The organism is Candidatus Xianfuyuplasma coldseepsis (genome assembly GCF_014023125.1).
Classification (GTDB): Bacteria; Bacillota_I; Bacilli_A; order Izemoplasmatales; family Izemoplasmataceae; genus Xianfuyuplasma; species Xianfuyuplasma coldseepsis.
Genome location: NZ_CP048914.1, coordinates 1,715,508 through 1,737,657 on the forward strand (window position 1 = coordinate 1,715,508; position 22,150 = coordinate 1,737,657).

Annotated in this window: 20 protein-coding genes; 17 read left to right on the forward strand and 3 right to left on the reverse strand. The window is 37.8% G+C overall.

The window, feature by feature from the left end; genetic code table 11:
* The first annotated feature begins 3 nt into the window (after positions 1-3).
* From G4Z02_RS08410 to G4Z02_RS08475, 14 genes are all read left to right on the forward strand, one after another.
* Positions 4-846: an L-ribulose-5-phosphate 3-epimerase gene (locus G4Z02_RS08410; RefSeq protein WP_258877572.1), complete on the forward strand. Its 843-nt coding sequence runs from the start codon at positions 4-6 to the stop codon at positions 844-846.
* A gap of 4 nt (positions 847-850) precedes the next feature.
* Positions 851-1,558: an L-ribulose-5-phosphate 4-epimerase gene (locus tag G4Z02_RS08415; protein WP_258877573.1), complete on the forward strand. Its 708-nt coding sequence runs from the start codon at positions 851-853 to the stop codon at positions 1,556-1,558.
* A gap of 2 nt (positions 1,559-1,560) precedes the next feature.
* Positions 1,561-2,526, forward strand: a complete 966-nt coding sequence (locus tag G4Z02_RS08420; RefSeq protein ID WP_258877574.1) for a sugar-binding transcriptional regulator — start codon at positions 1,561-1,563, stop codon at positions 2,524-2,526.
* Positions 2,517-4,244 carry a phosphoenolpyruvate--protein phosphotransferase gene (gene ptsP / locus G4Z02_RS08425; RefSeq protein WP_258878715.1) on the forward strand — a complete coding sequence of 576 codons (1,728 nt, stop codon included), beginning with the start codon at positions 2,517-2,519 and terminating at the stop codon, positions 4,242-4,244. The genes G4Z02_RS08420 and ptsP overlap by 10 nt, the downstream gene beginning before the upstream one ends.
* Positions 4,241-4,501 carry an HPr family phosphocarrier protein gene (locus tag G4Z02_RS08430; RefSeq protein WP_258877575.1) on the forward strand — a complete coding sequence of 87 codons (261 nt, stop codon included), beginning with the start codon at positions 4,241-4,243 and terminating at the stop codon, positions 4,499-4,501. Before ptsP ends, G4Z02_RS08430 begins: the two co-directional genes overlap by 4 nt.
* 163 nt (positions 4,502-4,664) lie before the next feature.
* Positions 4,665-6,989, forward strand: coding sequence for an endopeptidase La (gene lon / locus G4Z02_RS08435; protein ID WP_258877576.1), 2,325 nt, complete (start codon positions 4,665-4,667; stop codon positions 6,987-6,989).
* Positions 6,990-7,049: 60 nt separating this feature from the next.
* On the forward strand, positions 7,050-7,256 hold the full coding sequence (locus G4Z02_RS08440; RefSeq protein WP_258877577.1) for a hypothetical protein: 207 nt from the start codon (positions 7,050-7,052) through the stop codon (positions 7,254-7,256).
* A complete protein-coding gene (locus G4Z02_RS08445) occupies positions 7,256-7,858 on the forward strand; it encodes a ferric reductase-like transmembrane domain-containing protein (RefSeq protein WP_258877578.1) in 603 nt (200 codons plus the stop codon). Before G4Z02_RS08440 ends, G4Z02_RS08445 begins: the two co-directional genes overlap by 1 nt.
* A 147-nt stretch (positions 7,859-8,005) precedes the next feature.
* A complete protein-coding gene (locus G4Z02_RS08450; RefSeq protein ID WP_258877579.1) occupies positions 8,006-8,626 on the forward strand; it encodes a TetR/AcrR family transcriptional regulator in 621 nt (206 codons plus the stop codon).
* A 143-nt stretch (positions 8,627-8,769) separates the two neighbouring features.
* On the forward strand, positions 8,770-10,527 hold the full coding sequence (locus G4Z02_RS08455) for a M3 family oligoendopeptidase (RefSeq protein WP_258877580.1): 1,758 nt from the start codon (positions 8,770-8,772) through the stop codon (positions 10,525-10,527).
* Between the two features lie 74 nt (positions 10,528-10,601).
* The gene (locus tag G4Z02_RS08460; protein ID WP_258877581.1) at positions 10,602-11,459 is read left to right on the forward strand and encodes a DMT family transporter; all 858 of its coding nucleotides are present in this window, start codon (positions 10,602-10,604) and stop codon (positions 11,457-11,459) included.
* A 175-nt stretch (positions 11,460-11,634) separates the two neighbouring features.
* Positions 11,635-12,660: a low-specificity L-threonine aldolase gene (gene ltaE, locus G4Z02_RS08465; RefSeq protein WP_258877582.1), complete on the forward strand. Its 1,026-nt coding sequence runs from the start codon at positions 11,635-11,637 to the stop codon at positions 12,658-12,660.
* Positions 12,653-13,363, forward strand: a complete 711-nt coding sequence (locus G4Z02_RS08470) for an alpha/beta hydrolase (RefSeq protein WP_258877583.1) — start codon at positions 12,653-12,655, stop codon at positions 13,361-13,363. The genes ltaE and G4Z02_RS08470 overlap by 8 nt, the downstream gene beginning before the upstream one ends.
* A 4-nt stretch (positions 13,364-13,367) precedes the next feature.
* Positions 13,368-15,272 (forward strand): hypothetical protein, encoded by a 1,905-nt coding sequence (locus tag G4Z02_RS08475; protein ID WP_258877584.1) that lies wholly within the window; start codon positions 13,368-13,370, stop codon positions 15,270-15,272.
* Positions 15,273-15,283: 11 nt separating this feature from the next.
* On the opposite strand, the gene G4Z02_RS08480 is transcribed toward G4Z02_RS08475, so the two are convergent.
* Together G4Z02_RS08480 and G4Z02_RS08485 are read right to left on the reverse strand one after the other, a co-directional pair.
* On the reverse strand, positions 15,284-16,444 hold the full coding sequence (locus tag G4Z02_RS08480; RefSeq protein WP_258877585.1) for an OFA family MFS transporter: 1,161 nt from the start codon (positions 16,442-16,444) through the stop codon (positions 15,284-15,286).
* 81 nt (positions 16,445-16,525) lie between these two features.
* On the reverse strand, positions 16,526-17,302 hold the full coding sequence (locus G4Z02_RS08485) for a hypothetical protein (RefSeq protein ID WP_258877586.1): 777 nt from the start codon (positions 17,300-17,302) through the stop codon (positions 16,526-16,528).
* Between the two features lie 95 nt (positions 17,303-17,397).
* Between G4Z02_RS08485 and yihA the strand changes: the two genes are divergently transcribed.
* Positions 17,398-17,982, forward strand: a complete 585-nt coding sequence (gene yihA / locus G4Z02_RS08490) for a ribosome biogenesis GTP-binding protein YihA/YsxC (protein ID WP_258877587.1) — start codon at positions 17,398-17,400, stop codon at positions 17,980-17,982.
* Between the two features lies 1 nt (position 17,983).
* A complete protein-coding gene (locus tag G4Z02_RS08495) occupies positions 17,984-18,979 on the forward strand; it encodes an NAD-dependent epimerase/dehydratase family protein (protein ID WP_258877588.1) in 996 nt (331 codons plus the stop codon).
* A 230-nt stretch (positions 18,980-19,209) separates the two neighbouring features.
* Here the strand turns inward: G4Z02_RS08495 and G4Z02_RS08500 are convergent, their stop codons facing one another.
* Complete coding sequence (locus tag G4Z02_RS08500; protein ID WP_258877589.1) at positions 19,210-20,214, reverse strand: LacI family DNA-binding transcriptional regulator; 1,005 nt, start codon at positions 20,212-20,214, stop codon at positions 19,210-19,212.
* A gap of 324 nt (positions 20,215-20,538) precedes the next feature.
* Between G4Z02_RS08500 and G4Z02_RS08505 the strand changes: the two genes are divergently transcribed.
* Entirely contained in the window at positions 20,539-22,134 is a 1,596-nt protein-coding gene (locus G4Z02_RS08505; RefSeq protein ID WP_258877590.1) for a xylulokinase, read from the forward strand.
* Positions 22,135-22,150 lie beyond the last annotated feature (16 nt).

Genomic DNA, 22,150 nt, shown 5'->3' on the forward strand with positions numbered 1-22,150 from the left:
ATTATGCGATTAACAGATAATTGGATTGGGATCTATGAAAAAGCAATCCCAACTCAATTTAACTGGGAAGAACGAATTCAAATTGCCAAAGCAGCGGGATACGATTTCATTGAACTCAGTATTGATGAAAGTGATGCTCGTCTAAAGAGATTACAATGGAGTAAAGAGCAACGACAAGAATTACGGAATGTACTCAAAAAGTACGACATGAAGATGATTTCAATGTGTCTTTCAGGTCATCGTCGCTTTCCATTTGGTTCAAAAGATCCACAAATTCGACAACTTGCCAAAGACATCATGGAGCAGGCGATTATTCTGGCCAAAGATCTAGGAATTACCAATATTCAGCTGGCTGGATATGATGTATATTATGAAGATAGTACAAAAGAATCACTGAACCGATTTGTTCAAGGACTACAGTATTCTGCACATCTTGCAGAGCGATACAACATTATGTTAACAATTGAAATAATGGATACTTATTTGATTGGGACTATTTCTAGAGCACTATCATATGTGCGATTAATCAACTCACCTAATCTGAGGATTTATCCAGATTTAGGGAACTTAAGTCAATGGTCGGATGATCCTTCAAGTGAGTTGCGACTCGGTTCCCAATACATCGAGGCTATTCATTTGAAAGATACGAAACCCGGGGTATTTAAATGCGTACCTTTTGGGGAAGGCACGGTTGAGTTTTGGAAACTGTTCAATACCTTACGTGATTTGCAATATGATAAACCATTTTTAGTTGAGATGTGGGCTGATAATGATAAATCGTATACCAAAGAAGACAGTATCATGGAAATCAAAGAAGCCCGGTTGTGGCTTCAAAGTAGGATGTGATTCGATGCTAGAAACGTTAAAGGAAATTGTATTTAAAGCCAATTTGGAACTAGTTCAACAAGGATTGGTTATTTACACATGGGGAAATGTCTCTGGGTATGATCCCGATTCCAAATATGTGATAATTAAACCAAGTGGTGTTGATTATGATACAATGAAAGTTGAAGATATGGTTGTTGTCGATCTAGATGGACAAATCATCGAAGGGTCGATGCGCCCATCCAGTGACACGCCGACACACCTTGAACTATACAAAGAATATCCGTCTTTGCGTGGCATCGCCCATACGCATAGTATGTGGGCAACCAGTTTTGCACAAGCACAAACTGGGATTACTCCCTACGGTACAACCCATGCAGACTATTTCTATGGGCCAATTCCATGTACACGCGAGTTAACGCAAGATGAAGTAACTTCTAATTATGAGATCAATACCGGACGAGTTATTATTGAAACACTGAGACAACAAGCGATCCAACCACTAGAAGTTCCCGGGATTCTTGTTGGTCATCATGGACCATTCACCTGGGGACACAGTCCAGAGAATGCTGTCCATAATGCGAAAGTATTAGAAGAGGTTGCCAAAATGGCCTATCGTACGGTGGCAATTAATCCAAAAGCAGAACCCGTTCCACAATACTTACTGGATAAACACTATTTTAGAAAACATGGAAAAAACGCTTATTATGGCCAACAAAAAGGTGATGAATAACAATGGATACAAAGGATCGTGATTTACTGGTAGAAATATCAGTCATGTATTACCTCGAAGGTAAAACCCAAACCGAAATCTCTAAAGAGATGTTTATGTCGCGACCAAAAGTATCGCGTTTGCTAAAGAAAGCACGGGATTTAAACATCGTTGATATTAAGATTAATTACGATAGTGATGATATTAATCGTGTTGCAAAGCAAATCCAACATCGTTTTGGAGTAAGTAACGTCATCGTTGTAAAAACTCTTTCCAGCGAAGAGGAAACAATCCGACAAATTGGGAAAGCTGCTGCAAATGAGCTGAAATATTACATCAAAGATGGGGTCAAAATTGGGATGAGTTGGGGACGTACGGTAAAAGCTATGGTCGATGCCTTTAAGCCGAAAAACATGAAAGACATTAAAATTGTGGAGTTATTTGGTGCCGTTGAATATGGGGATGAATCCCAAGAATACCTAAGTATTGGGTATGAATTTAGCCAAAAGGTCAATGGTACGTATTACTCATTACCATCACCACTCTATATCAATGATGTACAAACTCGAAAAATATTAATGGAAAACCCCATTATTAAAAATACGATTACGATGATCGATGATTGTGACTTCATTGTAACGAGTATTGGGGTTGTAAATAGTAGTTTACCACAACGGATATGGGACGCCCATGTCGATCCAAAAAGTCGGAAAGAACTACTAGACTTAGGTGCTCAAGGATATCTATGTGCCCATTTCTTTGATCAAAATGGACAATTTATCAATCATCCAATTAATGATAATATTATCGGGATTAAGACCGACAGTATCCGTAACAATCAGATTATGCTAATTGCTGGTGGTCCAACAAAATGGGCGGGAATTCACGCGATCTTAAAGGGTGGATACGTCAATACCTTGGTATCCGATGATGAAACATTGAAAAAAGTTTTAGCAGAAGATAAAAAAATACGGGGGGAATTTCTATGAAATACAGTGGTATCGGCGCTAGTGCAGGAATTGCTATTTATCCGGTATACAAGCTGATTGAAGTTGATTTAACCATTGAACAACAATCAATAACTGATGTCAAGAATGAAGTTGCACGCCTTGAAAACGCCATAAAGACGACATCAAAAGAACTGCAGACAATCCGTGAACAAACCGCAATAAGTATGGATGAAGAACATGCGATGATCTTTGATGCACATATTCAAATTGCTCAAGATCCAGAAATTATGCGTCAAGTTCAAGAAAAAATAGAAGAAGAGCACGTTAACGCTGAATATGCATACGACCATGTTTGTCAGATGTTCATTGCGATGTTTGAAGGTATGGATAACGAATATTTCCAAGAACGAGCTTTGGATGTCAAAGACGTCCGTCGTCGTGTGATTGCTCACTTATTGGATGTTCCGCTCAATGATCCATCGTTAATTAATGAGAAAGTAATTGTTGTCGCTCATGATTTAACACCAAGTGATACCGCACAATTAAACAAAACGTACGTCAAAGGGTTCATCACCAACATCGGTGGCCGAACGAGCCATAGTGCAATTATGGCTCGCAGCTTAGAGATTCCTGCAATCGTAGGAACCAAACATATCACCGATGAAGTGAACGATGGAGACCTTGTTATATTGGATGGATTGACGGGTACGGTTATTATTCGTCCGACGGATGTTGAAATCGAAGAATATCGTGCCAAGCAAGAGCACTATGAGAAACAAGTTGCAATTTGGTCAAAATTTGTGAATAAACCAAGTGTTTCAAAAGATGGGAAACACGTTGAAATTGCCGCGAACATCGGTAGTCCTGATGATCTCGATGCCGTTAAGAAATATGGAGCAGAAGGGGTTGGCCTGTACCGTACTGAATTCTTGTATATGAACAACGATAATTTCCCCACTGAGATGGAACAATACAAGGCATACAAAGCCGTCTTAGAGGCGTTACCCAATAAGAAAGTAATCATACGTACACTGGATATCGGTGGTGATAAGCACCTGGATTACTTGCCGATGGATGCAGAATTAAATCCATTCCTCGGTCATCGTGCTTTACGGCTTTGTCTTGAGCGTACCGATATATTCAAAACACAATTACGCGCTTTGTTACGAGCTAGTATCCATGGCGATTTGCACATTATGTTTCCGATGGTTGCAACGTTGAATGAAGTGCGACAAGCCAAAGCTGTCTTGGAAACATGCAAAGCAGAACTTCATGCTGAAGGCATTGCTTGTAAAGATGATGTCAAAGTCGGTATTATGGTGGAAATCCCTGCGGTTGCCATTCTTGCGGATCAATTCGCAAAGGAAGTCGATTTCTTTAGTATCGGAACTAATGATTTGATTCAATACTCCTTTGCAGCCGATCGGATGAATCAAAAAGTATCGTATCTATATCAACCATATAACCCCTCGTTATTGCGTCTCATCAAAATGGTAATCGATGCCTCTCATGAAGCGGGAATTTGGACCGGTATGTGTGGTGAAATGGCTGGGGATAAACTAGCCGCACCGATTTTACTAGGACTTGGATTAGACGAATTTAGCATGAGTGCTACAAGCATTCTGCAAACCCGATATATCTTTAGTGAGTTAACCTATTCCGAAATGAAAGCAATGGCAGAAACTTGTTTAACACTGGATTCTCATGAAAGTGTTCAAGAATTTGTCGAAAAAACAATTAAAGGAGAATCCAAATGATCAAACGATTTACAATTGTTGATGAAGCTGGACTGCATGCACGACCAGCTAGTCTACTCGTCCAGAAAGCAGCAACCTATCCCAATGATATCTTTATTGAGTTTAACGGAAAACGCCTAACCCTGAAAAGTATCATGGCCGTTATGAGCTTAGGTGTACCACAAAACTCTGTAATTGCAATTGATGTTGAGGGAGAAAATGATGCTGACATTATGGCAGCATTGGAAAAAGTATTAGTAGATAATAACCTTATCTAATCAAGTGAAGGCAAACGCCTTCACTTTTTCTTTTCATATTATTTGGCTTTACCGTAACAATCCGCTATAATGAATGCGTTATCTACCGATGCTTATATATTGTAAAACATTACAATTATAGGTATAATATACATGTAGAAGATCATACAAAGAAGGTGAAATTATGTATCAAGCAAATGTACTTACTGAAGGAATCTTACCGAGCATCGCGATTCGTGGAATTGCGCCTTTTCCACATACCGATCTTCGTATCGAAGTAGGACGTAATGTCAGTAAAAAGGCATTACTAGAAGCCGAAAAGAACTATGATTCACATTTATTGTTATTAATTCAAGAAAATCCCATGCATGACACACCAACCAAAAGCAACGTCCTTAATCATGGTGTTATCGCACGGATTGGTATAAAAATCAAACTGCCAAATGGCAATTACAAAGTAAAATTTGATCCGATTGTTCGGGCTGAATTATTACAATTCCAACAAACAGAGCCATTTTTTGTGACTCGTTTTAAAACGATGCCGACCGTCCAAGATGATATTGATCAAGAACTCGCTTTGGTGCGGATGCTTGCCAAACAAGTGTTAGACAATGGAAAATCCTTATTAAAAAATCCAAAAGCCAGTTTGGAAGCGATCCAAAATGGTGTTTCAAGCGATAAATTATGTGATGTTGTTGCCAACAGTTTAAAAATTGCCGAAACGCAAAAATTTAAATATGTGGAAACCGCTTCACTCAACCAACGGTTAACCTACTTACTAGAAGATATCGAAAAAGAGAAATACATGACGCAAATTGAGAATCAAATCAACATGACCGTAAAGAAAAACATTGATGAGAATCAAAAAGAGTACTATTTACGCGAAAAAATGAAAGCGATTCAAGAAGAACTTGGTGACAAAGCCAAGCGCGAAAGCGACATTGAAGAGCTTAAAGACAAAATTATTGCAAAAAAAATGCCTCCACATATCGAAGAGAAGGCTCTATATGAACTATCACGATATCAAACCCTACCGGCATCGAGTGGAGAAAGTGGAGTTATCCGCACATATCTTGATTTCATCATCGAATTACCGTGGCATGAAGTCAGTATTGATGAGACCGATATCTCCAAGGCAGAAGATGCACTCGATTCCACTCATTTTGGACTGGAAAAAGTCAAAGAACGGATTATCGAGTACCTCGCCGTTAAGATATTAACCGGAAAAAACCCACAAACAATATTATGTTTAGTTGGTCCTCCTGGTGTAGGTAAAACCTCATTGGCACAATCCATCGCAAAAGCACTAGGTCGTAACTTCGTCAAGCAATCCCTGGGTGGAGTTAAAGATGAAAGTGAAATACGTGGACACCGCCGTACTTATTTAGGCGCATTACCTGGCCGCATTATGCAAGGAATGAAAAAAGCGAAAGTTGTCAACCCCGTATTCTTACTTGACGAGATTGATAAACTTGGATTTGACTATAAAGGCGATCCAAGTGCAGCACTACTTGAAGTACTTGATCCGGAACAAAATGCCAAATTTAGTGATCATTACTTAGAAGAACAGTATGACCTTTCTCAAGTATTGTTCATTGCTACTGCAAACTACTTGGGTAATATCCCCGCACCACTACGTGATCGGATGGAAATCATCGAACTCAGTAGTTATACGGAAATTGAGAAATTGAACATTGCCAAAGAACACCTAATTGATAAACAACTCGAAACACATGGGTTAACCACCGATAAATTCCAAATTAATGATGATGCAGTTATGGAAATGATTCGTTCCTATACCCGTGAAGCTGGAGTTCGTCAACTCGACCGTTTATTTGGTTCATTAATCCGTAAATCAATCAAAATTATTCTTGGAGACAAGAAAGACAAGGTTATGATAACTGCTGAAAACCTTAATGATTTTCTTGGTAAACCACGGTTCTCTAACACGAAAGCGGAAAAGGATGATCAAGTCGGTGTTGTTACCGGTCTTGCCTATACCCAATTTGGTGGAGACACCCTTCCTGTAGAAGTTACCTATTACAAAGGTAAAGGAAACCTTGTTCTTACAGGAAAATTAGGCGATGTCATGAAAGAAAGTGCTCAAGCTGCATTATCCTACGTTAAATCGAATGCGGATAAACTTGGTATTGATATTTCCATCTTCCATGAGAACGATATTCATATCCATGTACCAGAAGGAGCGGTTCCGAAAGATGGCCCAAGTGCCGGTGTTACCATCACTACCGCAATCGTTAGTGCTTTAACAAACAAAAAAGTCGATCATTTCTTAGGAATGACAGGTGAAATCACCTTACGTGGTCGTGTCCTTCCAATTGGTGGATTAAAAGAAAAATCAATTGCGGCACATCGCAGTGGATTGAAAACCATCATGATTCCATTTGATAACAAAAAAGATTTGGAAGACATTCCGCAAGATGTCAAGGATCACTTGGAAATCATCCCTGTGGAAACCATTGATGAAATCATTACAAGAGCATTAAAATAAACCAGTACAGCTGTACTGGTTTTTTTTTATGATATAATGGGGACGGAAGTTGGTGATTCAATGAAAAACAAACTACTGTTGTTGGTTTTGATATTATTGTTAGCAACCAGTGTTTTTACGGAACCTTTACCTGATGTTATTGACACATTTGCAGGTGCAACGAATCCTAGTTTTGACCCAAAGATTGATGACATTGCTGGTGTATCAGAAGATGACCACGACGATGATGAACATGAAGATGACGATGATGAAGAGGATGATGACTAATGACAGTGACAATTCTCCTTGTTATCATAATTGTATTATGCTCTTATCTTTGGTACAAACAAATTCATAAATATCATTTCATTCTATATCCTACTAACCTTTTGATTGCTATCATATTATCCAATGAATCACCCAACTATATCACCTTTGGCTTCGTATCTTTAGTGTTCTTTACCGTTGTGATGTTTGCCGGAGTATTAGACAAGGGAGTATTGCGCAAACGACTGCTTATGATACGGGCTGAACTCGCAGTATTAGGAACGATTTATATCATACCTCATTTTCTTGCTTATACGGAGCTTGTTCTCGAGGATATCGGATTGTTTCGTGCAACAGTTGAATATTATATAGGTCTTATCATCGCAATTATTCTCATTCCACTTACAATAACATCATTTCCCTATATTAGGAAACAGATGAATTTCAAGCAGTGGAAGAAACTCCATCTATTAGCTTATGGTGTCTATGGATTAATTGCAATTCACTTAATCATTCAAAACACCATACGGATATGGTTGTATGTGGGACTATTTTTAATCTATCTCGTATTTCGATTGTATACGATGCACACGTCACCATCCGTTAAACGATTACCACAATAAAAATAAACACAAGAATCTTATTCGATCATAGGGTTCTTGTGTTTTTACTATTAAACATAGTCACATCATTCAAATAGATATAAATATTGACATATGACCAGTGGTCATATATAATAGAATTAGCCTTAACAAAGGGAAGTGGTTCAAATGCCAAAAAATACGTACTATAATCTACCAGACGATAAAAAAGAACGAATTTTCAATGCTGGTATCCTTGAATTTAGTTACCATGATCGATATGAAGCATCGGTAAATCGGATTGTTCGGATTGCTAGTATCTCCAAAGGAAGTTTCTATCAATACTTTGAGAATAAAGATGAGTTCTTTTGGTTTATTGTCACAGAAATCATATATGGATCTGTTGAAAAGTATGAAACGTTACTCGAACAACATGACGGAGATTTCTTACAAACCGAAGAAGATGTCTTTTTTGCCCTTCTTGATTTATTCGATGATTCAAAATACCGAAACCTGCTATCCAATGTTTATCGAACGTCGTATATGGAGTTGCAATCGCGAATTCGTAACAAATCAACGACGATTTATTTTGATATGTACGATGTATTGATGAAATTTGGATTTAAAGGGTATGATATCAAATCCAAAGATGATTTCCTTGTCGCCTATGAGATGATTCGTAATGTTGCCAATCAATTAATTATGACGATGATTGCTGAAAATCTCTCAAAAACACGAACAAAACTTCTCTATGAGCGTCATATGTACTATATAACAAACGGATTAAAAAAACGCGGTTGGTTTCAATAACCGTGTTTTATTTTTGTCTTTATAAAAACTAAAAGAATATGTTTACATAATGTAGAAATTATATGAATGACATTATTTATGGCATTGTATATAGGAAGCAAATCGAAATTATGATACACTTGTATTAGAAAGTGAGGAGTTGTATGAAAACTTGGAATTTAGATGCATTATACCCATCGTTTGAGTCGGAATCTTTTCAAAAAGACATTCAACGAATTAAAGAGTTAGTAGAACAATCAGTTGTACACGCGAAAGAGCACTTATCCACAACGGATAATGCTTTGGAAACCTTGCAGGCATATCTTGAAAACGGAGCTGAACTGCGCCAGTTGTTACGTCGTGCGTATGGTTTTTGCTCGTTGACAATGAGCACGGATGCACTAAATGAGGATGCGATTAAGTATTTGAATATGTTGCAAGTCATCAGTGCAAAAACCGCAGAACCAAGCGCGATGTTTGCCAAGTGGTTGCCCGAAGTACCAAATCTTAACAAACTGATTGCGGACAATGAAGAGTTGCACGAAATAGAATTCTTCTTACATCGCATTGTCGAAGGCAGTAAATACGTTTTAAGTGATAAAGAAGAATCGATAATATCGAAACTGCAACAAACGGGTTCAACGGCTTGGGGACGTCTTCAAGGTGAGTTAACATCAACATTAAAAGTGCCTTATGATGGAAAAGAAATTACGTTAAGTGAAGTCCGTAACTTATCAAGTGATCCATCACAAGAAGTCCGCAAAGCAGCGTATGAAGCGGAACAAGCTGCATATCCTCAGATTGCTCAAGCGGTTGCTTATGCCATGAACGGCGTCAAAGGAGAAGTCAATACACTGAGTGAGTTGCGTGGTTTTAGTAGTCCTTTGGCACAAGCTGTATACAATAGTCGGATGCAAGAAGAGACGTTAGAAGCACTCATTGCATCGATGCGTAAGTACGCAACCCATTTTCACAAGTATCTTAAGCGAAAAGCAAGTATTTTAGGGCATAAGAACGGGTTACCATATTATGATATCTTTGCTCCTGTGGGATCATCAGATCGTGTTTTTACTGAAGAAGAAGCAATGGAATTTATCTTTGAAAACTTTCGTACGTTTAGTCCGAACTTAGAAGCCTTAGCACGCCGTGCATGGGACGAAGAGTGGATTGATTTCACACCGCGAAATGGGAAACGTGGCGGAGCCTTTTGCTCCAATCTACATCCAATCAAGCAATCTCGTATTTTAACCAACTTCACCGGGAGTTTCGGGAATGTAATTACGTTGGCCCATGAACTCGGCCACGCATATCATGGTGATCAAATCTTTAAAGAACACATTTTTAACTCCAGCTATACAATGCCAGTCGCTGAAACTGCTAGTACATTTTGCGAAACCATTGTGAAGAATGCAGCGCTGAAAGAAGCGAATGATGAGGAGAAAATATTCATTTTGGAACAATCTTTAAAAGGTTCAACCCAAGTTATCATTGATATTCTCAGCCGCTACATATTTGAACAAAACGTCTTTGATACGCGAAAACAAACTCCTCTCAATGTTCGGATGTTAAATGACTTAATGATTGCCGCGCAAAAAGAAGCGTATGGCGATAGTTTAGATCCCGACTACCTCCAACCATATGCATGGCTTAATAAACCGCATTATTATCGCGGAGGATTGAGTTTCTATAACTTCCCGTATGCATTTGGGTTATTGTTTGCAAAAGGGATATACGCTGAATTTATTAAGCAAGGAGAGCCATTTGTTGAGAGAGTGAACACATTATTACAAAAAACTGGACAAATGACCGTAGAAGATGTCGCTAGCTTGGTTGGAATTGATTTAACCAGTGCATCGTTCTGGGACGCATCTCTTGATGTAATTGTTGAAGAAATTGAATTATTCTTAGAACTAACAAAATAACAACGAATACGGTTTGTATTTCAATATACAAACTGTATTTTTTTTGATAGGATTACGGTATTGAGGTGAACATCATGACAAACCGAACAAAAGGCATCATCGCTATCATCATCGCATCTTTTGGATTTGCCTGGATGAGTATCTTCGTCAAACTTGCCGGAGATCTTCCAGTTTTTCAGAAGGTATTTTTCCGAAATATTGTATCCATGTTCTTCGCTTTGATTATGATAACAATTGAAAAAGACCGTTTAATTGGTAAAAAACAACATCAAAAATTATTATTACTCCGAAGTGTGTTAGGTACCACTGGAATGTTATTGTTTTTCTATTCAATCGACCAATTGGTTGCTGCAGATGCGAATATGCTCAATAAATTAAGTTCATTTTTTCTGATATTATTCAGTTTCTTGTTCTTAAAGGAAAAAATTACGAAATACCAACTCCTAGCTATCATCATTGCCTTTTTGGGATCACTATTTATTATCAAACCACAGTTTAATATACAAATAATACCATATTTAACTAGTATTGCTGCTGCCATGTTTGCTGGAGGAGCCTATACCGTATTGCGTGCATTGGGTACAAAAGAGAAGTACTACACGATTGTTTTCTACTTTTCTACATTCAGTGTGCTTGTTCTCACTCCATTTGTAATACTTCAGTATCAATCCATGACAACAATGCAGTGGATATACCTTATGTTAACAGGATTAGGAGCCACCATTGGACAGTTTGGAACGACAATTGCATATAAATTTGCTCCTGCAAGTGAAATTTCCATTTTCAACTATACCAACGTTGTGTTTGTGACCGTATTTGCCATCCCTTTCTTAGGAGAGTTACCAGATTACTTTAGTATCGCAGGTTATCTCATCATCTTTATCGCCAGTTATTTCATGTTTCGGCATCAAAATATGCCAAAATCCACGTAAAACAGGTGGATTTTTGTTATAATGTAATTGTATATTGATAGTAGTCTATAGAGTGGTTTTACATATGCATAATTTGAGACTACAATAAAAACTATATTTATTGTTCTAAAGAGAACGTATAATCTTTGTTATCATAATCAAAATTGATAATATGACTACAATAAAGAGGTGCGACATGATTGATTTTAGAAGTGATACAGTAACAAAACCAACCAAACAAATGTGTGAAGCAATGGCAAATGCCGTTGTTGGTGATGATGTGTATGGTGATGATCCCACAATAAATGAACTAGAGGCCTTAGCTGCAACCATGACAGGATTTGAAGCTAGCGTCTTTGTTCCATCTGGTACCATGGGTAACCAACTATCGATCTTTACCCATACCAACCGTGGTGATGAAATAATTGTCGGTCGTAAATCCCATATTAAGAATTATGAAGTTGGCGCAGCTGCGGTCATATCCGGCGTTAGCTATCATCTCATTAATGAAGTGAAGGGGATGATGCCACTAGAAGAAATCGAAGCTGGTATCCGTGGTATGGATATTCATTATCCCAACACCTCATTAATTTGTGTTGAGAATGCACATGGAACCGGTGTTGTACTACCTCTTGACTATTTACAAAAACTGCGCAAATTAGCGGATAAACATCAATTGAAGATTCATATGGATGGCGCTCGACTGTTTAATGCAGCGACGTATTTAGGTGTGGACGTGACTGAAATTACCCAGTATGTGGATTCGGTAACGTTTTGCCTTTCCAAAGGGTTAGCAAGCCCTATTGGTAGCCTGATTTGTGGGTCTAAGGAGTTCATTTATCGAGCCCGTAAAGGTCGAAAATTGCTCGGTGGAGGTATGCGTCAAGTTGGCATTTTGGGAGCTGCGGGTTTAATCAGCCTACGAGAAATGACAAAACGCCTTCATATAGACCATAAACATGCGAGATACCTCGGAGAAGAACTCGATAAACTACCGGAATTTCATGTTGATTTTGATCGATTACAGATTAATATGGTATTTGTGCGTAGTTCACTAGACTTAACGAAACTAGCTGAATACTTAAAACAATATGATATCCTTATTGGAGGTTATAAAGGTGATGTTGTCCGCATTGCTATCCACAATGACATAGAAAAAGCAGATATTGATGCACTACTTAGTCGTATAAAGGATTATGTTAAGGAGGTTAATAATGCCTAAGAAAGAGAATATATTAATGGAGGGGACAAATAACCTCGGAATAATCATTTGTCACACATTAGGAGCAGATCCACAACAGATGAAGCCTCTTGGAAAGAAACTAAATAAACTGGGATATACGGTCTCGATACCGCTATATGATGGTCACGGTGGTTCATTTACAGAAGTTATCCAGTCAGAGGTTCCATTATGGTATGACAATGTTGTAGAAGCGTATAGCGAGTTATCCACAAAAGTCGAGAAGATTTTTGTAATAGGAATGAGCATCGGTGGTACCTTTAGCGTAAAATTAGCAGAAGAATATGATCTTGCAGGTATAATAACCGTCAATGCACCGATTATCGGATTTGATTTATATACGGATTTATGGCAGTTTATGCAAAATAATGAAGACAAAGAGATGATCAAACGATATCGTGATCATCGACGCACTTATTTCCGATTTGTCACAGAATTGGGTCAAATCGAGGCATTAAAACAGATTACCGCTCCACTTTTTGTCCTTCAAGGTAGTTTGGATGCGACGCGATATAAAACATCGTCGATGATGTTAATGGAATATGTCTCTTCTGAGGTAAAACAACGAAAAGACTACCCTCGTTCCCGTCATTTATTACTACTTGAAGCGGATAAAAAAGAAGCAACTGCAGATATTATTGAATTTATTCAAGAACAATCAAAGCAATACTTATTAGAGGAGTGAAACTATGGCAGTATTAGGTATTTTAGGAATTATCATAATCTTTTTCTTGTTCAGTTTTGCCTATAACTCATTCAATTGGACAAAAAAGGACTATGAAAATGAGGAACCACAAGAAGATTACTATGTAATTGATGATTTTCCTGATCAAGTAGAAGTTACCGTTCTTCAAAAAGAGATTTACAACTATTTGTTACTAGCAAAACGAGCGACATTCCGTCAATTGGAACTGGCCACGGATTGTGAGCAAAAAGATGTTGATAACTTGGTCTTTTTAGGAGTTCTAAAACTTGTCGAAGTTCAATCTACGATAAAACAGAAGAAATTGATCAACATCGGTATTGGAATTGCCGTGATTATTGGAATCGCTTTGGCGTTTTATGCCGCAAACTATTACCTGATGGTTCGGATTAATCTCCGGTATGTTGGTATTTTGTTCTATGGTGGATTGTTTATAGTCTTAGCTACCGCATATTTTGGAAAATTTGTCCAAATGCGACAAAAAGACCTGCTATTTGTTACATTTGGAGTGACAGGTCTAGTTATGTTAACTGTTATTTTTTACATAATATTTGGCGGTAGAACATACTTTCATGCTCAAGCATATAGTGAATTGATTACTGTAAGCAGCGAAACGTTCTCATCCGATGTAAAAACAGTAAATGTGAACACATTACCGATTGTTGATAAAGCATATGGGGAAAAATTGGGTAGTTTGAAACTCGGTGAGTATCCTGGTATTGGTAGTGAATTTGAAGCTGGAGAATATAGTGATATTATTTACAATGGTGAACAGTATTTAGTTGCTCCACTTGAATATCGCGGGATCTTCAAATGGTTTAATAATAATGATATTGGTACACCTGGATATATAATGATTAATAAAGTAACCGCTGATACCACACTTGTGAACTTAAGAGAAACCGATGGACAAGGGATGATTTATACACCAAGTGCATTCTTTGGCCAAGACCTAGTTCGTTATGCCTATTTTAATGGAATGTATCAATATCGACTAGAGCAACAGTTCTTTGAAATTGATGATGACGGTAATCCATATTATGTGCTTCAGTACAGTGTTCCAACCATCTTTATCAACGGTGGACGGGATATTGTTAAAGTTGCCGTTGTCAATGCCATAACTGGTGAAATTGGTATCTATGATCCTGACGATGTACCTTCCTGGGTGGAAAGTGTGTATGCACCCGATTTATTATTAACCCAACTTAATTATTGGGGATCGCTCCAAGACGGTTGGATTAATTCGATATTTACCCAACGTGGCGTTTTGCAACCATCCAATGGAAAACGAACGATCATGAATGATGGGGAGTTGTACTACTTTACCGGTTTAACCAGTGCTGGTAGTGACGAATCCACCATTGGATTTGTCTATATGAATACCCGAACAAAAGAAACCAAATTATACGAGTTTCCTGGCGCGACGGAGCAAGCCGCAATGAATAAAGCTTTAACGCTATTGCCGCAAAACAACATCTCAACATCATTCCCAATTCCAATCAATGTCAATGATACCCCAACCTACTTTATTGCGATAAAAGGAGAAGATGGACGGATTTTGCGTCATGTCTTCATGAGTGTTCAAGAACTTGAAGTAAATGGAATGGGTGAAACCAAAGCCAAAGCGTATACCGCATATCTACAACGTCTAGGCAGTACGTCTACATCGGACTTGGTTGAAATAAGTGGACCGCTAACCGATCGTACCAGCTACGTATTGGAAGGAAATACGATTTATTGGATTGAAATCGATGACGATGAGTGGTATATCGTTGATGTATCGTCCTTTGATAATACCGATATGATGTACTTCATTAGTCTCGAAATCGGGGATACGTTCACTGGTAATGTTCAAGGAAATACCGTTATTGAAATGAATTTAGAGGAATAAAAAAAAGAGCATTATGCTCTTTTTTTTGATTCAATTGATGTTGTTTGGATAATGAGTAGCCCCACAAAGGCCAATATCGCCATTACTAGAAATACAGTCGTTAATGTAAAATAATCAATAATATAGCCACTAATTAACGTTCCGATAAATGCACCAAGTCCATACGCTAAGAACATAACCCCATAATTTTGGGAATAATCATCTTTTCCAAATAATTGGATTGTGGCACTTGGAGCAAGGGATAACCACCCACCAAAATTGACATAAATGATGATAAAGGCAAGAATAAATACAACCAATGAGTCGACAAAGAAAAATAAAAGTAACAATCCAACAATTAGTGTACTGAATGATATCATACCGCTCAATTTAAAGCCAAACCGATCATTAACATAACCAAAAAGGGGTCGCCCGATACCATTAAATATGGCGAATACTCCCAAATAAATTGATATGACAGTAGGATCAATCGACAATACTTCCTCACCAATATTAGCCGTTAAGCCAATGATGGATAATCCAATAAAAGTGGCAATTAAGAAGACACTAAATATAATATAGAACGATTTGCTACGCAATATATAGTAGGATACTTTTTGAACATGTTTTTCCGCTTGATCATTTTTTGATAATACAAATGACAGGATGAATAATAAGACACCATATACGATACCAAGGATGATAAATGTTCCTGATAATCCTTGCGAGGAGAGTAATTGACGAACAATCGGTGCGAAAATTAAAGGGGATAAACCAAATCCCATTAGTGTAATTCCTGTTAACAATCCTGGTTTCGGATGCTGTAACTGACTCACTATTCGGAGTGGCAAACCATATAATAATCCAATCCCGCTCCCAATCAGTACGCCATATGAGATTATGATAACCAATATACTATTTGCTACACCACTCAGTAAAAACCCAGTACTAATCAACAATGACCCAATAATGGCAATATGTAGTGTATTGTATTTTTGAAATAGTTTTCCACCGATTGCCATGAATAGTGCATAAAATAACAATACCATCATAAATGGAAAACCACTCGTGACTTTGTTGACAGCGTAGACTGTCTCAATTTCGACTCGAAACAAGGAATAACTGTAGACAATCCCTAGCAACAACATCATTGTTGTCCCCAACATAACGTACCCATAGATCATTTTCTTCATAATCAAACCTCCTATCATATCAAGAATACTGTATCACATTGTAAACTTAAGTGATGAAGCATAAAAAGAGATGGCGAACCATCATTTTTTTCGTTTTAAACGACGTTTTTTCGGTTTTTCATCTAGATTGATAAAGATTTTCTCAATTCCAATGTTCAGATTTTCTTCATCTCGCAGTAGAATAATACTTTTCTTCACGATGATCTCTTCAAACAGTGTTAAGGATAAGTACAGTAAGAAAATCAAGAAAAAGCCGAAGAACCAAATTTCAAACATACCGGTATTCCCTAGTAAAAAGTACCATGTAATACCGCCACCCCAAATCACACTCATCCAGATATAGACATTACGTCGCAATCGGGGGTTTTCACGGGCAACCCACAGTATAAAAGGCGTAAAACCCAAGGTTAGAAATAAAGCAAACAATCCTGCAGTAATTAAATGTACCTGGGTCCAAAACGGCAAATGATCAAGTGATGGGGCTAAAGCAGTAAGAATTAAGAAACCCGTAGCTATATAAATAAAAATATAATCTCGTTGTCTACGGTAGTTTTCAATGTGAAACAACCCAAAGACACTGGATTGGATAACAAAACCAGTATAACCAGCCCAGACAATAAATAATACGCGATTTCCTACGGTAAAACGATTCCCAATCTTACTGAACGTATATTGGAAAGGATTCTCAATAGTTCCAAAGACGATGGTGAATAACAATGCCGTTAAGAGGAGTCCCATGATCGTCCAACGTTTGATCCGTTCTTTGTAGAGTGATCGTTGGATATCAAGAAACTGTCGTTGCTCTAACTCAGCACGAATTTCATCGGGAACGATTTGGATTAGTGGCTTTTGAACCATCGCAATCACCCCTTTAAAATAGTATACCACAAAAGATTTATTTATCACCTTCATTGTCAGAGAATATGGTACAATAATGATAAGGATGTGATACGATGAACATTCAATCGGCAACATTTATTACCAGTGGGACATCTCCCGAGCACTACCCCAACGACAATCGACCTGAAATCTTGTTTGTTGGTCGAAGCAATGTAGGTAAAAGCAGTTTTATCAATAGTATTTTGCAGCGAAAAAACATTGCCTACACCTCGAGTAAACCGGGAAAAACCCAGACCTTGAACTTCTATTTGATCAACCAAGCCTTCTATTTCGTGGATGTTCCTGGCTATGGGTATGCCAAAGTCAGTAAACAAGTTCGCGATGAATTTGCGAAAATGATATCCATCTATCTAACAACAAGAGAACAATTACACTTGGTTATTCAGTTGGTGGATTTTCGTCATACGCCAACGAAAGAAGACATCCAAATGCATGATTTCTTACAAAGTTATGATATTCCGACCATTGTCGTTGGAACCAAACTCGATAAAGTACCCAAAACAAAGAGAAAGCGATATGAAAAGGACATTTTGAAGACCTTACAGATTACGCAAGATGAATTCTTACCCTATTCATCAGAAACCAAAGAAAATCTTGACATCGTATACGATATAATAAACCAAGTATTGGAGGAATAACATGAATATTTTATTTATTGGTGGAACAGGAATCATTAGTACAGCTGTCTCAAAACTTGCCGTAGAACGTGGTATGAACTTATTTGTATTAAACCGAGGAAAACACAATGATGTATTACCAAAAGAAGTGCATATTCTACAAGGTGATATCTACGATGAAGAAGGAATTGCTACACTACTAGAAGGGAAGTACTTCGATGCGATTGTACAATGGATTGCCTTTACAGTAGAACATGTAGAGCGTGATGTTCGACTATTTAAAGATCATACTGATCAGTACATCTTCATCAGTAGTGCTTCAGCGTATCAAAAACCATTGCCATTTTTACCCATTACTGAAGAAGTACCACTCGATAACCCCTATTGGCAATACAGTAAGAACAAACAATTGTGTGAAGAATATTTATTATCGCATCAAAGCAATAAATTTCATGTTACCATAATCCGTCCATCACACACATACAATGAAAAAATGCTCATTTCACAATTGAATAGTCCTTCTCATCCCTATACTTTATTAGATCGCATGTATCAAAATAAACCAATTATTATTCCTGATGAGGGGATGCAACTGTGGACCCTTACATATAACATGGATTTCGCACATGCGTTTTTGGATGTTATTGGAAATCCCGAAACCTATGGGGAGTACTATCACATTACCAGTGATAAGGTGTACACCTGGGAACGAATCAATGAAATGATTGCTGAGGCATGTGGTGTAACACCAAACATCATCTACATTCCCTGGGATGTCATCTTTGAACATTTTCCCGAATGGAAACCAGAGATTTTAGGCGACAAACAGAAGAGCGCGGTATTTGACAATTCGAAAATCAAGTCCGTCGCTCCAAGTTATAAGAGTGAAACCGATTATGGTGACATCGTCAAACAAGCCGTTGAATATTACCGCAACAATCCCGAATTACAAACCATCGATACGACATTTAATGGACGTTATGATGCGCTCATTAAAGCGTATGATCAAGAGGATTGAATCGATTATTGAAATTGGATATCTTTTTTGATATAATATTTGTATTAGTGAGGTGATTGTATGGAAATGCGTAGTTATAAGTATTATTGTGCGGACTACAAAGGAAGCGGTACAAAACAATCGGAAAGATATAGCTTACAAAAAGACGTTGCATTATTCTTCATCCTTTAAGCAGGCCATGCCTGCTTTTTTTTTACTCAAATTAAAAAGAGGATTGCTCCTCTTTTTTTTCACGCGCTTTCGCGAAGAATTAAATCATACGGTATAATTACACGAACACTTAACTCGCGTTCGTTATTCATTTGTTCAATCAACAGTTTCGTCGCCGTTACACCGAGAAACTCTGAATAAATCTTTACAGTGGATAAGGATGGTGACGTATATTCAAGGGTGGGGATGTCATTGACACTAAAGATGGCAATATCCTTTGGAATCTGGAGGCCGTGTTCTTGAATCGCACGAGTCGCCCCAATCGCGATACTATCGTTACCACAAAAGATTGCAGTAGGTAAATCATGGATGGTTTCTTGGATCAACTCGTTGGCTAAACGATACCCACTCTCAATCGAGTATTCGCCAATTTTATAATACTTCGAATCGTATAGATTGCTTCGGTACATGGTTTCTTGATATTCGAGTTCTCGGGGATCGACATGTCGTTCCAATGTGATAGGAGTAATTTCCTGTCCTCCAATGTACCCAATCTTACGATGTCCTTGCTCCATTAAATAATGAAGTACGTCTTTTGTTAGCGCCCGGAAGTCTGTTTGGACACTATCATATGCGAAACGCGTATCAACATTATGAGCAAATACAATGTTATCAAAGAGAGACTCAATCAAATCTATTGTTTCTTGTGGCAATCGACCTAATATAATGACGCCATGATAGTTCTTTTTCGATAAATTATATTCCAAACTATCATCATTATATAAGATATCAAAGGCAATATTGTTCTCCGTACACTCGTGCTGGATACCCATACGGATACTGATGAAATAAGGGTCATTCACCTCTTGCTCGACCGTATACCAGTGAGCCACTGCGATCCGTTTAACATTTGACTTTGAACGCTTTGAATGTTTGTGTTTTGTATAGGATAGTTTTTCAGCTACTTCAAAAATCCGCCGTTTTGTCTCGTTGGTAACATTTAGGGTTTCATCGTTGTTCAACACACGCGACACGGTAGCAGGAGAAACGTTGGCCAGTTTTGCTATATCCCGAATTGTTGGCATATTATCACCTCTTTTTTAGTATAGCACAGGGTAAACAAAAATGATAATATAATTTTGTTTACTAAACATTATTTAGAAAAAAATCAAGTTAAGCGCTAACATTGAAAAATGTTCTAAATAGTAAACAATAAGTAAAATAGCCGTTATTCTTATTATATAAGGAAAAAAACTATGATTGAGTTTAGTAAACAAATAAAAATAATGCTTGTGTGTTTACTAAACATATGGTAACATTGTTTTATAAGTAAGCACTTACACACGATTTTCTATGTTAATTGCGTAAAAAAAGCGGACATTTTGAATTCGTCTTCGTAGGAGGATTCCATGAAAACGACAACGATAAAGAACATTCAGTCCGGAAATACTGCGTTAGGACTTGAGTTTGGATCGACCCGAATTAAAGCAGTGTTATTGGATCCTGATAATCATATAATTGCTACTGGATCCCATCAGTGGGAGAATCAGTTTCATGAGGGTGTTTGGACCTATTCTGAAGCAGCAATATGGCAAGGACTTCAATCTTGTTACAGCAATCTTGTAGATGATGTTTCGCGTCAATACAATGTTGTTTTACAAACAGTTGGGGCAATTGGTATCAGTGGAATGATGCACGGATACATTGCACTAGATGCTTCGGATAACCTCGTCGTACCGTTTCGAACATGGCGTAATACAATGACCAAAGAAGCGAGTGAGAAACTATCAAAAAAATTCATATTTCACGTTCCACAACGGTGGACAATTGCTCATTTGTATCAAGCTCTATTAAATAAGGAAGAGCACCTTAACGATATCACTCACGTTACGACACTTGCTGGATATGTCCATTACAAGCTAACTGGACAAAAAGTTGTTGGTATCGGTGAAGCCAGTGGTATCTTTCCCATTGATAGCACCACTAAAGATTATGATCAAAACATGGTAGATGCTTTTGAATCAATCATTCAAGAGCAGTTACCATATACTGTAAAAGAATTATTACCACACGTTCTAGTCGCAGGTGAAGAAGCTGGACAACTAACTAAGCAAGGAGCTCTATTACTGGATCCGAGTGGACAGTTATCCACAGGTATACCGTTTGCTCCTCCTGAAGGAGATGCCCAAACAGGAATGATTGCCACCAATGCTATCAAAGTTCGTACGGGTAATGTCTCAGCAGGAACAAGTATATTTGCCATGGTTGTCCTCGACAAACCACTCTCAAAACCTTACGAAATGATTGATATAGTGACAACGCCTGTAGGAGATTCAGTTGCAATGGTACATGTGAACAACTGTACGTCCGATATCAATGCATGGGTAGAATTTGTACGCAATATATTACAAAGTTTTGGACAAAAAGTATCAGACGATGAACTATTTCAAACCATTTTCCAAAGCGCATTACAACCAGATGTATCAACAGGGAAGATGTTAGCCTATAACTATTTCTCGGGAGAGCACATTACTGGTGTATCGGCAGGTAGACCATTGTTGGTTCGTACTAGTGATAGTGAATTTACCCTCGGAAATGTGATGAAAGTCCATTTGTTTAGTGCATTGGCAACACTTCGAATTGGAATGGATACCTTGATGGATACTGAGCAAACAACCATTGATTCGCTAACCGGACATGGTGGACTGTTCAAAACTCCGATTGTTGGGGCAACATTTCTAGCATCGGCATTAAATACACCGATTACGACATTGACAACCGCTGGAGAAGGTGGGCCGTATGGAATGGCGTTACTCGCTAACTACATGGTACAAAAAGAAGATTATGATAACTTAGAGAATTATCTAAATATTAAAGTATTTAGTGAAAATGATAAAGAAGTTATTCAACCGGTTCAAACATTGCATCAAGAATTTAATGAATATCTGGCTTCCTATAAAAAAGGATTGGATATTGAGCGAATTGCTATCAAACAGTTTGAATAACTAGAAACGAGGAACA

What these genes read in the sequence shown, in the direction of transcription:
- G4Z02_RS08475 (WP_258877584.1), top strand. Translation starts at nt 13,368, where the DNA reads ATGGCAGTATTAGGTATTTTAGGAATTATCATAATCTTTTTCTTGTTC.
- G4Z02_RS08410 (WP_258877572.1), top strand. Translation starts at nt 4, where the DNA reads ATGCGATTAACAGATAATTGGATTGGGATCTATGAAAAAGCAATCCCA.
- G4Z02_RS08470 (WP_258877583.1), top strand. Translation starts at nt 12,653, where the DNA reads ATGCCTAAGAAAGAGAATATATTAATGGAGGGGACAAATAACCTCGGA.
- G4Z02_RS08420 (WP_258877574.1), top strand. Translation starts at nt 1,561, where the DNA reads ATGGATACAAAGGATCGTGATTTACTGGTAGAAATATCAGTCATGTAT.
- G4Z02_RS08485 (WP_258877586.1), bottom strand. Translation starts at nt 17,302, where the DNA reads ATGGTTCAAAAGCCACTAATCCAAATCGTTCCCGATGAAATTCGTGCT.
- G4Z02_RS08495 (WP_258877588.1), top strand. Translation starts at nt 17,984, where the DNA reads ATGAATATTTTATTTATTGGTGGAACAGGAATCATTAGTACAGCTGTC.
- yihA (WP_258877587.1), top strand. Translation starts at nt 17,398, where the DNA reads ATGAACATTCAATCGGCAACATTTATTACCAGTGGGACATCTCCCGAG.
- G4Z02_RS08430 (WP_258877575.1), top strand. Translation starts at nt 4,241, where the DNA reads ATGATCAAACGATTTACAATTGTTGATGAAGCTGGACTGCATGCACGA.
- G4Z02_RS08445 (WP_258877578.1), top strand. Translation starts at nt 7,256, where the DNA reads ATGACAGTGACAATTCTCCTTGTTATCATAATTGTATTATGCTCTTAT.
- G4Z02_RS08415 (WP_258877573.1), top strand. Translation starts at nt 851, where the DNA reads ATGCTAGAAACGTTAAAGGAAATTGTATTTAAAGCCAATTTGGAACTA.
- G4Z02_RS08460 (WP_258877581.1), top strand. Translation starts at nt 10,602, where the DNA reads ATGACAAACCGAACAAAAGGCATCATCGCTATCATCATCGCATCTTTT.
- G4Z02_RS08450 (WP_258877579.1), top strand. Translation starts at nt 8,006, where the DNA reads ATGCCAAAAAATACGTACTATAATCTACCAGACGATAAAAAAGAACGA.
- G4Z02_RS08480 (WP_258877585.1), bottom strand. Translation starts at nt 16,444, where the DNA reads ATGAAGAAAATGATCTATGGGTACGTTATGTTGGGGACAACAATGATG.
- G4Z02_RS08455 (WP_258877580.1), top strand. Translation starts at nt 8,770, where the DNA reads ATGAAAACTTGGAATTTAGATGCATTATACCCATCGTTTGAGTCGGAA.
- G4Z02_RS08505 (WP_258877590.1), top strand. Translation starts at nt 20,539, where the DNA reads ATGAAAACGACAACGATAAAGAACATTCAGTCCGGAAATACTGCGTTA.
- G4Z02_RS08500 (WP_258877589.1), bottom strand. Translation starts at nt 20,214, where the DNA reads ATGCCAACAATTCGGGATATAGCAAAACTGGCCAACGTTTCTCCTGCT.
- G4Z02_RS08440 (WP_258877577.1), top strand. Translation starts at nt 7,050, where the DNA reads ATGAAAAACAAACTACTGTTGTTGGTTTTGATATTATTGTTAGCAACC.
- ltaE (WP_258877582.1), top strand. Translation starts at nt 11,635, where the DNA reads ATGATTGATTTTAGAAGTGATACAGTAACAAAACCAACCAAACAAATG.
- lon (WP_258877576.1), top strand. Translation starts at nt 4,665, where the DNA reads ATGTATCAAGCAAATGTACTTACTGAAGGAATCTTACCGAGCATCGCG.